At 71.1% G+C, this 12364-nt stretch carries 17 protein-coding genes; 8 read left to right on the top strand and 9 right to left on the bottom strand.

From position 1 onward, the window contains the following. Positions 1-113 precede the first annotated feature (113 nt). On the top strand, positions 114-368 hold the full coding sequence (locus tag ACZ7CD_RS23400; RefSeq protein WP_015104912.1) for a WhiB family transcriptional regulator: 255 nt from the start codon (positions 114-116) through the stop codon (positions 366-368). 141 nt (positions 369-509) lie between these two features. Here the strand turns inward: ACZ7CD_RS23400 and ACZ7CD_RS23395 are convergent, their stop codons facing one another. Beyond that, positions 510-1988 carry a sensor histidine kinase gene (locus tag ACZ7CD_RS23395; protein WP_360395662.1) on the bottom strand — a complete coding sequence of 493 codons (1479 nt, stop codon included), beginning with the start codon at positions 1986-1988 and terminating at the stop codon, positions 510-512. 54 nt (positions 1989-2042) lie between these two features. Between ACZ7CD_RS23395 and ACZ7CD_RS23390 the strand changes: the two genes are divergently transcribed. Then, positions 2043-2117, top strand: a complete 75-nt coding sequence (locus ACZ7CD_RS23390; RefSeq protein ID WP_369809028.1) for a 50S ribosomal protein bL37 — start codon at positions 2043-2045, stop codon at positions 2115-2117. Between the two features lie 73 nt (positions 2118-2190). On the opposite strand, the gene rsrA is transcribed toward ACZ7CD_RS23390, so the two are convergent. Both rsrA and ACZ7CD_RS23380 read right to left on the bottom strand, forming a co-directional pair. Further along, positions 2191-2451: a mycothiol system anti-sigma-R factor gene (rsrA, locus tag ACZ7CD_RS23385; RefSeq protein WP_360395132.1), complete on the bottom strand. Its 261-nt coding sequence runs from the start codon at positions 2449-2451 to the stop codon at positions 2191-2193. Further along, positions 2448-3062, bottom strand: coding sequence for a sigma-70 family RNA polymerase sigma factor (locus ACZ7CD_RS23380; RefSeq protein ID WP_458430349.1), 615 nt, complete (start codon positions 3060-3062; stop codon positions 2448-2450). The genes rsrA and ACZ7CD_RS23380 overlap by 4 nt, the downstream gene beginning before the upstream one ends. Before the next feature lie 109 nt (positions 3063-3171). On the opposite strand from ACZ7CD_RS23380, the gene ybaK reads away from it, so the two are divergent. Continuing rightward, on the top strand, positions 3172-3648 hold the full coding sequence (ybaK, locus tag ACZ7CD_RS23375) for a Cys-tRNA(Pro) deacylase (protein ID WP_470370172.1): 477 nt from the start codon (positions 3172-3174) through the stop codon (positions 3646-3648). A 22-nt stretch (positions 3649-3670) separates the two neighbouring features. Here the strand turns inward: ybaK and ACZ7CD_RS23370 are convergent, their stop codons facing one another. The 4 genes from ACZ7CD_RS23370 to ACZ7CD_RS23355 all read right to left on the bottom strand — a co-directional run bounded on the left by ACZ7CD_RS23370 (position 3671) and on the right by ACZ7CD_RS23355 (position 6144). Then, positions 3671-4153 carry a hypothetical protein gene (locus tag ACZ7CD_RS23370; protein ID WP_470370171.1) on the bottom strand — a complete coding sequence of 161 codons (483 nt, stop codon included), beginning with the start codon at positions 4151-4153 and terminating at the stop codon, positions 3671-3673. Between the two features lie 66 nt (positions 4154-4219). After that, on the bottom strand, positions 4220-4765 hold the full coding sequence (locus ACZ7CD_RS23365; protein WP_360395123.1) for a DinB family protein: 546 nt from the start codon (positions 4763-4765) through the stop codon (positions 4220-4222). Between the two features lie 42 nt (positions 4766-4807). After that, positions 4808-5419, bottom strand: coding sequence for an alpha/beta hydrolase family protein (locus tag ACZ7CD_RS23360; protein WP_470379668.1), 612 nt, complete (start codon positions 5417-5419; stop codon positions 4808-4810). Then, complete coding sequence (locus ACZ7CD_RS23355) at positions 5416-6144, bottom strand: SOS response-associated peptidase (RefSeq protein WP_360395117.1); 729 nt, start codon at positions 6142-6144, stop codon at positions 5416-5418. The genes ACZ7CD_RS23360 and ACZ7CD_RS23355 overlap by 4 nt, the downstream gene beginning before the upstream one ends. Positions 6145-6230: 86 nt before the next feature. Here ACZ7CD_RS23355 and aroA point away from each other — a divergent pair, with 86 nt between their 5' ends. The 4 genes from aroA to ACZ7CD_RS23335 all read left to right on the top strand — a co-directional run bounded on the left by aroA (position 6231) and on the right by ACZ7CD_RS23335 (position 9769). Next, positions 6231-7499, top strand: a complete 1269-nt coding sequence (gene aroA / locus ACZ7CD_RS23350) for a 3-phosphoshikimate 1-carboxyvinyltransferase (RefSeq protein ID WP_470379667.1) — start codon at positions 6231-6233, stop codon at positions 7497-7499. Positions 7500-7501: 2 nt separating this feature from the next. Next, positions 7502-8500, top strand: coding sequence for a ribosome small subunit-dependent GTPase A (gene rsgA, locus ACZ7CD_RS23345; RefSeq protein WP_360395111.1), 999 nt, complete (start codon positions 7502-7504; stop codon positions 8498-8500). Between the two features lie 35 nt (positions 8501-8535). Further along, entirely contained in the window at positions 8536-8970 is a 435-nt protein-coding gene (locus ACZ7CD_RS23340) for a hypothetical protein (RefSeq protein WP_470379666.1), read from the top strand. Positions 8971-9037: 67 nt separating this feature from the next. Beyond that, positions 9038-9769: an NAD-dependent epimerase/dehydratase family protein gene (locus ACZ7CD_RS23335; protein WP_470379665.1), complete on the top strand. Its 732-nt coding sequence runs from the start codon at positions 9038-9040 to the stop codon at positions 9767-9769. Here ACZ7CD_RS23335 and pruA read toward each other — a convergent pair. Continuing rightward, positions 9766-11394, bottom strand: a complete 1629-nt coding sequence (gene pruA, locus ACZ7CD_RS23330; RefSeq protein WP_470379664.1) for an L-glutamate gamma-semialdehyde dehydrogenase — start codon at positions 11392-11394, stop codon at positions 9766-9768. The two genes, ACZ7CD_RS23335 and pruA, sit on opposite strands and share 4 nt — an antisense overlap. 36 nt (positions 11395-11430) lie before the next feature. Here pruA and ACZ7CD_RS23325 point away from each other — a divergent pair, with 36 nt between their 5' ends. Beyond that, positions 11431-11817 (top strand): VOC family protein, encoded by a 387-nt coding sequence (locus tag ACZ7CD_RS23325; protein ID WP_360395099.1) that lies wholly within the window; start codon positions 11431-11433, stop codon positions 11815-11817. A gap of 19 nt (positions 11818-11836) precedes the next feature. Here the strand turns inward: ACZ7CD_RS23325 and ACZ7CD_RS23320 are convergent, their stop codons facing one another. Beyond that, complete coding sequence (locus ACZ7CD_RS23320) at positions 11837-12331, bottom strand: pyridoxamine 5'-phosphate oxidase family protein (RefSeq protein WP_458430340.1); 495 nt, start codon at positions 12329-12331, stop codon at positions 11837-11839. Positions 12332-12364: the final 33 nt, after the last annotated feature.

The following is a 12364-nucleotide window of genomic DNA, read 5'->3' as shown; positions in this document are numbered from 1 at the left end:
TGGTGCCAACCCCTTGACATCCCAGCCGTTCGTGAAAGCATTCACAAGCACCCCAAAACGACCGCTGACAACCGGCGTGCCTTTGTGCGCGCCAAGGCTGAGGAGTAGTTCCAATGGACTGGCGCCACCGCGCGATCTGCCGCGACGAGGACCCCGAGCTGTTCTTCCCCGTTGGGAACAGTGGTCCCGCGCTGCTTCAGATCGCCGAGGCGAAGACCGTCTGCCGCCGTTGCCCCGTCGTCTCCGACTGCCTCGCGTGGGCACTGGAGAGCGGCCAGGACGCCGGCGTCTGGGGCGGGATGAGCGAAGACGAGCGTCGCGCTCTCAAGCGCCGCAACGCTCGCACGCGCGCCCGCAGCAACGCCTGAGCAGGCTGTTCGCCGCGACAAGCACACATAGAGAAGAACCCGACACCGTGCCAGGTGTCGGGTTCTTTTCTTGTTTGCACACCCTCCCGCATGACCACGTGAGACCGCTGAGGCTGGTCGTCACGTGTGCACGAGGCCAGTTTAGCGCCGCCCCCGCAGCGGCACGCGCAGGACCGCCTCTGTACCGCCTCGGGGCCTCCGTCGCAAGCTCAACGAGCCCCTCAGTTCGGAGTCGACGAGGGTCCGCACGATCTGCAGACCGAGACGATCCGTGCGTTCCAGGGAGAAACCGGGCGGCAGGCCCTTGCCGTCGTCGGAGATCGTCACGTCGAGCCACTTCGCCGAGCGCTCGCTGTGCACGACGACCTCCCCGCGCTGGCCAGGGGCGTAGGCGTGCTCGAAGGCGTTCTGCACGAGCTCGGTCAGCACCATCACGAGCGGGGTCGCGATCTCCGAGGAGACGATGCCGAACCCGCCCTCGCGGCGCACCTTCACCTGGGTCTCGGTGACGGCGACGTCGCCCATCATCGGGATGACCTTGTCGATGACGTCGTCGAGGTCGACGCGTTCGTCGACGGACATCGACAGCGTCTCGTGCACGAGCGCGATCGAGGTGACCCGGCGCACCGACTCGGCGAGCGCCTCCTTGGCCTCCGGGTTCGACAGCCGGCGCGACTGCAGCCGCAGCAGCGCCGCCACGGTCTGCAGGTTGTTCTTGACCCGGTGGTGGATCTCGCGGATCGTCGCGTCCTTCGACATCAGCGCGCGGTCGCGGCGGCGGACCTCGGTGACGTCGCGGCACAGCACGATCGCGCCCGCCGCCTGACCCCGTGGCCGAAGGGGCAACGACCGGAAGAGGACCGCGGCACCGCGGCGCGACTCGGCCTCCATGCGCATCGACGGCTGCCCGTCGAGCGCCTGCCGGATGCGCTGGGCGACCTCGGTCGCGTCGAACGGGTCACCGATCAGGCTGCGGGTCAGCGGCGCCAGGTGCACGCCGACCAGGTCGGACGCGTGCCCCATGCGGTGGTAGGCCGACAGCGCGTTCGGCGAGGCGAACACCACCGCACCGGACGGGTCGAGCCGGATCAGGCCGTCACCGACGCGCGGGCTGGTGTGCACGTCCGGCGACGGTTCGGGCGCGGGGAACGTGCCGTCCGCGATCATCTGGCACAGGTCGGCCGCGCTGCCCAGGTAGGAGATCTCCAACGGCGACGGCACCCGCGGCACGGCCAGGTTCGTGCTGCGGCTCAGCACCGCGATGACCTGCGTGCCCAGCCGCACCGGGATGGTCTCGCGCCGCACCGGCACGCCCAGGTGCCAGCGGGGGTCCTCCTCGCGGCAGATCCGCGACTCGTCCATCGCCCGGCGCAGCTGCGGGTGCTCGTCCGAGCGCACCTCGCTGCCGACCACGTCCTCGGGGTGGGCGGTGGGCGCCGTCGTGGGCCGGGCCTGGGCCACGCACAGGAAGACGTCGTCGTCCAGCGGCACCCACAGCAGGAAGTCCGCGAACGAGAGGTCGGAGAGGAGCTGCCACTCCGCCACCACCAGTTGGAGGTGGTCGGCGGCGGCGCCGGAGAGCTTGGTGTGCTCGGCCAGCAGGTCCGTGAGAGTAGACAGAACTCCTCCATGAGAAACTGGTCGGTGAAGCAGTTCTGATCCTAGGAGACACCCATGTCGAAGCGTGCTCGCAAGCGCCGCGACCGCAAAAAGGGCGGCGCCAACCGAGGCAAGCGCCCCAACGCCTGAGTGCTGCGAAAAGGCCTGGCCACCACGACGGTGACCAGGCCTTTTCGTTGTTCTGGGGCGGTGTTCGAGGCGCTCAGTCCTCGGTGCGGATCTCCACGATCGTGGCCCGGATGCGCGCCTTCAGGTCGGCGGGGGCGTAATCGCCGCCACACTTGCGCGCGAGCAGCGCCTTGAGGTGCTCCTCCAGCCCGAACTGCTCCAGGCACGGGTGGCACTCGTCGAGGTGGGTCTGCAGTGCCGCGCGACGACCCTGGTCGCACTCCTGGTCGAGGAACAGCCAGACCTCGGACAGGACCTCGGAGCAGTCGGTCTCGTGGGGTTCGCCGCAGTTCATGACGCGTCTCCGTTGCCACCGTTGCCACCGCGGAGGAAGCCGCGCTCGCGTGCGGTGTCCGCGAGCAGGTCGCGGAGCTGGCGACGGCCCCGGTGCAACCGGGACATCACCGTGCCGATCGGGGTGCCCATGATGTCTGCGATCTCCTTGTACGCGAAGCCTTCGACATCGGCGAGGTAGACCGCGATCCGGAACTCCTCCGGCAACCGCTGCAATGCTTCCTTCACGTCGCTGTCAGGCAGGTTGTCGAGTGCCTCGACCTCCGCGCTGCGCAGCCCGGCCGAGGTGTGGCTCTCCGCCTGCGCCAGCTGCCAGTCCGTGATCTCCTCGGTCGGCTGCTGGATCGGCTGGCGCTGCTTCTTGCGGTAGCCGTTGATGTAGGTGTTCGTCAGGATCCGGTACAACCAGGCCTTGAGGTTCGTGCCCTCCGAGAAGGACGCGAACGCCGAGTAGGCCTTGAGGTAGGTCTCCTGGACGAGGTCCTCGGCATCCGCCGGGTTGCGGGTCATGCGCAACGCCGCCGAGTACAGCTGGTCGAGCATCGGCATTGCATCGCGCTCGAAACGCGCGGCGCGCTCCGCCGTCGTCTCCGTCGTGCCGGTGGCGGGCACCGCGCTCCCTTCCCACAGGTCCTGGGTCGGTGCTGACTCTACGCGGGGCCGCTCGAGCGTGTTCGTAGCCACGTCCTGACCAACACGGACGTGCTGGTAGTAATTCCGCATGGCCGGACGTGGGACCCCCGCCACAGCGCTGCTGGACAAGCAGCGGGTGGCGCACACCTTGCACTCGTACGAGCACGACCCCCGCCACGAGTCGTACGGGCTGGAGGCCGCGGAGGCGCTCGGCCTGGTGCCGGGCCGCGTGCTCAAGACCCTGGTCGCCGAGGTCGACGGCAAGCTCGCGGTCGGCGTCGTGCCGGTGACGGTGCAGCTCGACCTCAAGGCGCTGGCGGCGGCGTTGAAGGGCAAGAAGGCGAAGATGGCCGTGGTCGCCGACGCCGAGCGCGCCACCGGGTACGTCGCGGGCGGGATCTCGCCGCTCGGGCAGAAGAAGCGCCTCCCGGTCGTGGTGGACGCCTCCGCGCTGGAGTTCGAGACGGTGTTCTGCAGCGCGGGCCGGCGCGGGCTCGAGGTGGAGATCGCGCCGGCCGAGCTGGTGCGGCTCACCGGTGCCGTGGTGGCCTCGATCAGCGCCTAGCACGTTCCGGTCTCGGCAACGGTCAGCTGACCGGCCAGCCGATGTTCGTGAACTGCACGGGCGTGCCGACCCACGACGGCCACGCCGTGGTGACCCTGGCACCGAGGCTGCCCTTGCCCGGCAGGTCGAACCGGATGAACGCCGGGGTCACGGTGTCGCTCTTCTTCGGCGAGCCGACGTAGGCCACGGCGCTGAAGATCCCGTGGACCGTCGCCTCGGTGTACGGGCCCTGGCCGCCGGTCAGCGGGACGTCGAGGTCCCGGCCCTCGGCGTCGAGGAACCGCACGTTGCTCAGGCTGCCGCCGATCGTGCAGGTGACGCCCTCGACGGCCGCGAACCTGATGACGTGCCCCTTGTTCGGGCTCGTCGTCGGACGCATGTCGTGGGCGGTGATCACCAGGTCGTCGCCGGTGCACCACGGCGTCTCGGCCTGCGCGGGAGTGCCCGCGGCGGCCAGGAGGGCGGCACCGGCCAGTGCGACGGCGGTCGGACGGATCTTGTTCACGAGTTCTCCCCGATCATGTGGCGTTCGTCTACTTCCAGGTGAACGCCGCAGAGCCCCGATCGGTTGTCATTCGCCCGTTCGGCCGTCGACCGCCTCGCGCAACAGGTCGGCGTGGCCGTTGTGGCGGCTGTACTCCTCGACCATGTGCGTGAGGATCCAGCGCAGGCTCACCGTGCGGTCGTCGCCGCGCCACGGTTTGCGCTTGGCCGCCTGGCCGAGGTCGCCGGTCGCCAGCGCCTCCTCGACGGCCTCGCGGGAACGGCCGACCTCGTCCTGCCACAGCGCGAGGAGCTCCTCCGGTGCGTGGTCGGCGGCCGAGTGCCAGTCCCAGTCGTGGTCGGCCTTCCAGTCCACGCTCTTCCACGGCTCCAGCGGCTCGCGGTCGTGCAGCACGACGTGGAACCACTGCTGCTCGACGTACGCGAGGTGCTTGACCAGGCCGCCGAGGGTCATCTCGGACTTGGCGGTGGTCATGGCCAGCTGCTGGGCGGTGAGGCCCTCGGTCTTCCACGCGAGGGTGGCGCGCTGGAAGTCGAGGAACCCGGTCAGGGTGGCGAGCTCGTCGCCGTCGGTCGGAGGTTCTGGTCTGCCCTGCTCGTCGAGAACGGTCATGGGGCGGGACAGTAACGGCGCGACCCCGTCCCAGCAGGTGATTCAGTCGAGCGGCCGCAGCACGCGGTCAAGCCACTCGCCCACGCACCGGCCCACGTCCGCGATGGAGGCCTTCAGCGAGTGGTCGCCGTTCAGCAGCACGACCTCGCGGTGCGGGGCGCGCACCGGGCGGCCGAACGGGTCGTTCTCGCCCTGCACGACCAGGGTGGCGACCTCGACGCCGTCCAGCTCGGCCATCCGGGACTTCTCCGGCTTGCCCGGCGGGTGCACCGGGAACGCCAGGCACAGCACCGCCACGGCCTGGCCCTCGACGCTCGTCCGGCAGGCCACGCGGGCGCCCGACGACCGGCCGCCGAACACCAGCGGCAGGCCGTCGAACCAGCGTTCGCCCAGGTCTTCGACCACCGCGAGCCACGCCGTGTCGAGCTGGCCCGCCGGCGCGGGGGCACGGCGGCCGGCCACGCGGTAGGGCTGTTCGACCAGGGCCACGTGCACGCCGACGGAGTTCGCGGCGTGGCACGCGGCCACCAGGTCGGGTGCCTCGACGCCGCCGCCGGCGCCGTGGCCGAGCAGCAGCGCGGCCCGCGGTTCGTGGGCGCAGTGCAGGGAGGCCCGTGCGGGGCCGTGCGGCGTGTCCACCGACAGCGTCGTCACGACAGCTCGACCGCGGTGGGTGCGGGCGTCCCGTCCTCGGTGAGCGAGACGCGGTCCAGCAACGACGGGTTGTTGTTCTTCACGCTGTTCACCGCGGTGGAGACCGGGCGCAGCTCCAGCGCGTCGACGATCGACGGGTCCGGCGCGAGCAGCCCGCTCGGGTCGAGCGAGGACGGGTCGAGCCACGCCGACCAGCGGTCGGGCGGCAGCAGCAACGGCATCCGGTGGTGCACCTCGGTCAGCGCGCCGATGGCGTCCGTCGTCAGCACCGCGCACGTCACGGTCGGGACGTCGTCCTTCCACCACACGGACCAGATGCCCGCCAGCGCGAGGGACGAGTCGTCCCCGAGCGTCATGAAGTACGGCTGCTTGCGGCCCTCGCCCGGCTGCCACTCGTACCAGCCGGTGGCCGGGATGATGCACCGGCGCTTCATCGCCGACTGCTTGTACGCGGGCTTGGACAGCACGGTCTCCGCGCGGGCGTTGATCATCTTCGCCGCGCCGGAGAGGTCCTTGGCCCAGTGCGGGACGAGGCCCCAGCGCATCACGCGGATGCTGCGCTCCAGGTCCTCGTCCTCCGGCTTGCGCTCGACCACCGCCATGACGTGCTTGGTGGGAGCGATGTTGTAGTCCGCCCCCGGCGCCTCGTCGCCGGTGGCGTCCACCGCTTCGAACTCGGCCGCGAGCAGCGCCGGGTCCTTGGTGGAGGCGTACCTACCACACAAAACCGATCACCTCCGAAGTCGCAATCGTCGCACGTCGGGAACACCTGTGCGAGCCGCCCTCGACGCCGTGCGGGATCATTCCGGGCATGACTCAGCACTGGTCAGCCCCCAGCGCGTCCGGCCCAGTCCACTCCACGGTGCCGGTGCCCGGCTCGAAGTCGATCACGAACCGCGTCCTGGTGCTCGCGGCACTGGCCGACGGGCCGTCCGCGGTGCACGCGCCGTTGCGCAGCCGCGACACCGTGTTGATGGTGAAGGCGCTCACGTCGCTGGGCGTCGGGATCATCGACCGGGAGGACGGCGGCTGGGACGTCACGCCGGGCGCGTTGCGCGGACCGGCCGACGTCGACTGCGGGCTCGCGGGCACGGTCATGCGGTTCCTGCCGCCGGCCGCCGCGCTGGCCGAGGGCGAGATCAGGTTCGACGGCGACCCGCACGCGCGGGTGCGCCCGATGAGCACGGTGCTGGACGCGTTGCGCGCGCTCGGTGCGCACGTCGAGGGTGACGCGCTGCCGTTCACGTTGCGCGGCAGCGGTTCGCTGGCCGGTGGCGAGGTCACGATCGACGCGTCGGGCTCGTCGCAGTTCGTGTCCGGGCTGCTGCTGTCGGCGGCGCGCTACGACAAGGGCGTGACGGTGCGGCACTCGGGCCGGCCGGTGCCCTCGTTGCCGCACATCGACATGACGGTGCAGACGCTGCGCTCGGTCGGGGTCGCGGTGGAGACCGACGGCAGCAGCGCGTGGCACGTCGAGCCGGGCCCGATCGCGGCGCGGACGTGGCACGTGGAGCCGGACCTGTCGAACGCGACGGTGTTCCTCGCGGCCGCCGCGGTGACCGGGGGCCAGGTCACGATCCCGCACTGGCCCGCGCGGACCACCCAGCCCGGTGACGCGGTGCGCGGCATCCTGGAACGCATGGGCTGTGCGGTCGAGGTGTCGGAGGAGGGGCTCACCGTGCGCGGACCGGCTGAGCTGTCCGGAGTGGACATCGACCTGCGCGACGAGAGCGAGCTGACGCCCACGGTGGCGGCGCTCGCGACGGTGGCTCGCGGTCGCACGCAGATCCGCGGTGTCGCGCACATCCGCGGCCACGAGACGGACCGCATCGCCGCGCTGGTGAACGAGATCAACGCGCTGGGCGGCAACGCCTCCGAGACCGAGGACGGGCTCGTGATCGAGCCGGCACCGCTGCACGGCGGGGTGTGGAAGGCCTACGCCGACCACCGGATGGCCACCGCGGGCGCGATCATCGGGCTGGTGGTGCCGGGCGTCTCGGTCGACGACATCGGGTCGACGACCAAGACGATCCCCGACTTCCCGGGGATGTGGGACGCGATGCTCGGCGGAGGCGCGTAGCAGTGGGCAAGCGGGACTGGCGCAAGCTCGACGAGTCGGACGTGCGGGTGCGCCCCGGCAAGGGGACGCGGCCGCGCAGCAAGATCAGGCCGGAACACGCCGACGCCGAGATCGCGATGGTGATCGGCGTCGACCGCGGCCGCTGGACGTGCGCGTTGGAGTCCGGTGTCGTCGTCACGGCGATGCGTGCGCGTGAGCTCGGCCGCACGCCCGTGGTGGTCGGCGACCAGGTCGGCATCGTCGGTGACACCTCCGGCCAGCCGGACACGCTGGCCCGCATCGTGCGCGTCGAGGAGCGGACCTCGGTGCTGCGCAGGACCGCCGACGACACGGACCCGTTCGAACGCGTCGTCGTCGCGAACGCCTCCCAGCTCATCATGGTCGTCGCGCTGGCCGATCCCCCGCCGCGCACCGGTTTCATCGACCGGTGCCTGGTCGCCGCGTACGCCGGTGGCCTGGAACCGGTGCTGTGCCTGACGAAGTCCGACCTCGCGTCGGCCGACGACCTGCTCGCGCTCTACACCGAGCTGGACGTGCCGGTGCTCGTGACCCGGTCCGACGAGGAACCGGCCGAGCTGCGCGAACGCCTGCGGGACACGGTGTCCTGCCTGATCGGCCACTCAGGTGTCGGCAAGTCCACCCTGGTCAACAAGCTCGTCCCGGACGCGAACCGCGCGGTCGGCGTCGTCTCCGGCGTCGGCAAGGGCAGGCACACCTCGACCCAGGCCGTCGCGCTGCGGCTGCCCGGCGGCGGCTGGGTGGTCGACACCCCCGGCATCCGCTCGTTCGGCCTCGCGCACATCACGCCGGACGACATCGTGAAGGCCTTCCCCGACTTCGCGGAGGCCGCCGAGGAGTGCCCGCCCGGCTGCGGCCACCTGGGTGCCCCCGAGGACCCCGGCTGCATGCTCGACGAGCTCGTGCCGGACGCGCCGGGCCGGTTGACGTCGTTGCGCCGCCTGCTCGCCTCCCGGGCCGGGCTGGACGACCACACGGACTGAGCTCCGACCCCCGTGACCGACTGCAGAGGAAGTGGATGAAGCGAGTTCTGGCCCTGGTGCTGCTGCTGAGCGCCTGCGGTGGCGACCCCGCTCCCCCGAAGTTCACCGACACCGACCCGTGCACGCTGCTGCGGGACGGTGACCTGGGCTCGTTGTCCGGTACCGCGAAGGGTGAGCGCGAGTGCACGTTCTCGTTCGGCTCGGCAACGGTGACGCTGAAGCTGCTGGAGGCGAAGTTCGAGCAGGAGTCGGCGCGGCTGCAGGCGAACGGCGGCTACGGCGCGGTGGTCGAGGACCGGCCGATGACCCGCCGGTGCGCGTCGTCGGCGTGCGAGGCCGTGGTGCAGGTCCGCGAGGGTGAGCTGCTCGGGCTGACCGTGACCAAGCAGGGCGAGGACGACAACGTGCTCGGGCAGACCACGCAGGGACTGGCGCTGAAGGCGTTGGACCGGCTGCCTGCCACGGGCTGAGCTGTCACGGGCTGAGCTGTCATGAACCGGGCTGTCACGAATCGGCAGCCTGTCCCGTCCACCGGTCATGAAGGTCTTCGTGATCGGTGCGACGGGTGTGCTCGGGCGGGAAGCTCTGCCGCGGCTGCGGGAGGCGGGCCACGAGGTCGGGGTGCTCGACCGGCACACCACCTCGATGTTCGACGCCGGCCGGCTGACGGCCGCGCTGAGCGGCTACGACGCCGTCCTCAACCTCGCCACCCGCATCCCGTTGAGCGCCAGGGCCGTGCTGCCCGGTGCCTGGGCCGAGAACGACCGCATCCGCACGGAGGGCAGCGCGGCGGTGGCCGAGGCGGCGTTGCGGGCGGGCGTGGGCCGCGTGGTGCAGGAGGGCATCTCGTTCGTGTACGCCGACGGCGGTGAGCGGGAGCTGGACGAGAACGCTCCCATCGAGCCCGTCGGTCACATCGCCAGCTCGGTGACGGCGCAGCACAACGTCCTGCGCCACCCCGGCGGCGTCTTCCTGCGCTTCGGGATGCTGATGGGCGGCGCTGCCCAGTCGCCGCCCGTGCTCGTCGGCGACGGCTGGACGTCGGTCGTGCACCCCGGCGACGCGGCGGCCGCCGCCGTCGCCGTGCTCGGCGCGCCCGCGGGCGTCTACAACGTCGGCACGCCGGTCCTGAAGCGGGACCTGGGGATCACGCGGCTGCCGCGCGCGTTCGGGAGGCTCGCGGCGTCGTTGGCGGTGTTCGGGCGCTCGCAACGAGTCGTGAGCACCAAGCTCACCGCGGCGACGGGCTGGGCACCGCGGGCCCGCTAACCCATGTGCGGGTAGCCGTGGTGCGTGGGCGGCACCAGCGTCTCCTTGATGGCACGCGGTGACGTCCACCGCTGCAGGTTGTAGATCGACCCCGCCTTGTCGTTCGTGCCGGACCCGCGCGACCCGCCGAACGGCTGCTGTCCCACGACCGCACCGGTCGGCTTGTCGTTGACGTAGAAGTTGCCCGCCGCGAACCGCAACGCGCGGTGGGCCTGTTCCACCGCAACGCGGTCACGCGCGAACACGGCACCGGTGAGCGCGTACGGCGTGGAGGTGTCGATGACGCCCATGACGTCCTCGTAGTCCGCGTCGTCGTAGACGTGCACGGCGAGGATCGGGCCGAAGTACTCCGAGGTGAAGATGTCGTGGTGCGGGTCGGTGCCCAGCAGCACCGTCGGGTCCACGAAGTAGCCGACCGAGTCGTCGCAGGTGCCGCCGGCCAGCACGTCGACGGAGGTGGACGCGGACGCCATCAGCAGTGCGTCTTTGTGCTTGGCGAACGCGCGGTGGTCGATCACGGCGCCGCCGAACACCGACAGGTCCCTGACGTCGCCGTACGCCAACGACTTCGTGACGTCGACGAGCTGGTCGCGCACACCGTTGTCCCACAACGACCGCGGGATGTACGCGCGGGACGCGGCCGAGCACTTCTGGCCCTGGTACTCGAAAGCACCGCGCACCAGACCGGTGACGAGGGCGTCGGGGTCGGCGGAGGCGTGGGCCAGCACGAAGTCCTTGCCGCCGGTCTCACCGACCACCCGCGGGTAGGCGCGGTAGTGGTCGAGGTTGCTCGCCATGGTCTGCCACAGCGCCTTGAACGTGCGGGTGGACCCGGTGAAGTGCAGTCCGGCGAAGAACCGGTCCCGCAGCGCCACCTCACCCAGCGCCTTGCCGGCGCCGGTGACGAGGTTGACCACGCCCGGCGGCAGGCCGGCCTCCTCCAGCAGCCGCATGGTGCAGTGCGCGGCGAGCTGCTGCGTCGGCGACGGCTTCCACACCACCGTGTTGCCCATCAGCGCCGGTGCCAGCGGCAGGTTGCCGGCGATGGCGGTGAAGTTGAACGGCGTGATCGCGACGACGAACCCGTCGAGCGGCCGGTGGTCCATCCGGTTCCACACGCCGGGGCTGGACGCCGGCTGCTCCTCCAGGACCCGGCGGCCGAAGTGGACGTTGAACCGCAGGAAGTCGATCAGCTCGCAGGCGGCGTCGATCTCGGCCTGCTGCACCGACTTCGACTGCCCGAGGACCGTGGCGGCGTTCAGCGTGTCCCGCCACGGGCCGGACAGCAGGTCCGCCGCTCGCAGCAGCACCGCGGCCCGTTCGTCGTACGGCAGCTCCTGCCACCCCGGTGCGGCGTGCTGCGCGGCCCTCATCGCCGCCGCGACGTCGGAGCCGGTGGCCTGCGCGGTCACCCCGAGCACGTGCCGGTGGTCGTGCGGCTGGACCACGTCGACGCGGTCACCGCCGCCCATCCGCTGTTCGCCGCCGATCGTCATCGTCAGCTCGTGGGTGGTGCCCTCCAGCTCCGCGATGCGGGCCTGCAGGGAGGCGCGTTCCGCGCTGCCGGGAGCGTAGGTGCGCACGGGTTCGTTGACCGGTTCGGGTGCAGCCGTCACGGCGTCCATTCCCCCATCGTGGCACGCGGTAGTAGGGTCCGTCGGGTGGCGCGGGTGACTGGCATCGGCGGGGTCTTCCTGCGTTCCCGGGATCCCGTGCGGCTGGCGGCCTGGTACCGCGAGAACCTCGGTGTGCCGATGAGCGAACGCGGCACCGTCACCTTCCACTGGCTCGACACCGCGACGTCGGACCGCCCCGGCACGACGACGATGGCGTTGTTCGCGCAGGACACCGAGTACATCGGCGAACCGCACCAGCGCACCATGCTGAACCTGCGGGTCGACGACCTGGAGTCGTTGATGGTGAAGCTGCGCGGCCGCGGCGTCGAGGTGCTGCCGGAAACCGAGGACTCGGAGTTCGGCCGGTTCGGCTGGTGCGTCGACCCCGAGGGCAACCGGATCGAGCTGTGGGAGCCCGCCGAGGGCATGTGAGTGGCGGTTTCCGCCGTGCTCAGGCCTGCCGCGCCGCGGCTTGGCGCCGCACGAGCTCGGCGACGTTGTCCGGCAACGTGGTCTCGAAGTCGGTCAGCTTCGCCCAGGCCGGCCGGATGACGATCCGGACCATGCCGTCGGTGTAGAGCGAACGGACGTCGGCCTCCCACTCGGCACGCTGCTCCGGCGTCATGGACTTGGTCACCTGGAGGTACTCGGCCGGGATGTCGTCCACGGGGTCGAGCTCGGCCCTGCCGCGCACGGACAGGATCCGCGGCGGGAACGCCTCGGTGTCGATCGTGAGCGCGACGGCCGGGTTCGCGGCCAGCATCGCGAGCTTGCGGGCGTTCTTCGACGTGCAGATGACGATCTCGCTGCCGTTCCAGCAGAACCCGACCGGGAGGTTGCGGGGCGTGCCGTCCTGCGCGACGAACGCCAGCCGGGCGATGTCGCGGCCGAGCAGCTCCTGGCTCAGCGGGCGGTTCAGGACCTCGTCGACGTCGTGCTGGTTCATGGCGGCTCCGTCTCTCCGGTGTCGGACACCTCG

The sequence above is a fragment of the Lentzea sp. NPDC036949 genome, from assembly GCF_055608075.1.
Note: the sequence above shows the minus strand (reverse complement) of the source record. Positions and strands in the feature narration are given on the sequence as shown.

Bases quoted from the DNA above. Each gene is read 5' to 3' on its own strand.
- ACZ7CD_RS23400 (WP_015104912.1), top strand. From the start codon at position 114: ATGGACTGGCGCCACCGCGCGATCTGCCGCGACGAGGACCCCGAGCTG.
- rsrA (WP_360395132.1), bottom strand. From the start codon at position 2,451: ATGAACTGCGGCGAACCCCACGAGACCGACTGCTCCGAGGTCCTGTCC.
- ybaK (WP_470370172.1), top strand. From the start codon at position 3,172: ATGGCCGGACGTGGGACCCCCGCCACAGCGCTGCTGGACAAGCAGCGG.
- ACZ7CD_RS23365 (WP_360395123.1), bottom strand. From the start codon at position 4,765: ATGACCGTTCTCGACGAGCAGGGCAGACCAGAACCTCCGACCGACGGC.
- aroA (WP_470379667.1), top strand. From the start codon at position 6,231: ATGACTCAGCACTGGTCAGCCCCCAGCGCGTCCGGCCCAGTCCACTCC.
- ACZ7CD_RS23340 (WP_470379666.1), top strand. From the start codon at position 8,536: ATGAAGCGAGTTCTGGCCCTGGTGCTGCTGCTGAGCGCCTGCGGTGGC.
- ACZ7CD_RS23335 (WP_470379665.1), top strand. From the start codon at position 9,038: ATGAAGGTCTTCGTGATCGGTGCGACGGGTGTGCTCGGGCGGGAAGCT.
- pruA (WP_470379664.1), bottom strand. From the start codon at position 11,394: ATGGACGCCGTGACGGCTGCACCCGAACCGGTCAACGAACCCGTGCGC.
- ACZ7CD_RS23320 (WP_458430340.1), bottom strand. From the start codon at position 12,331: ATGAACCAGCACGACGTCGACGAGGTCCTGAACCGCCCGCTGAGCCAG.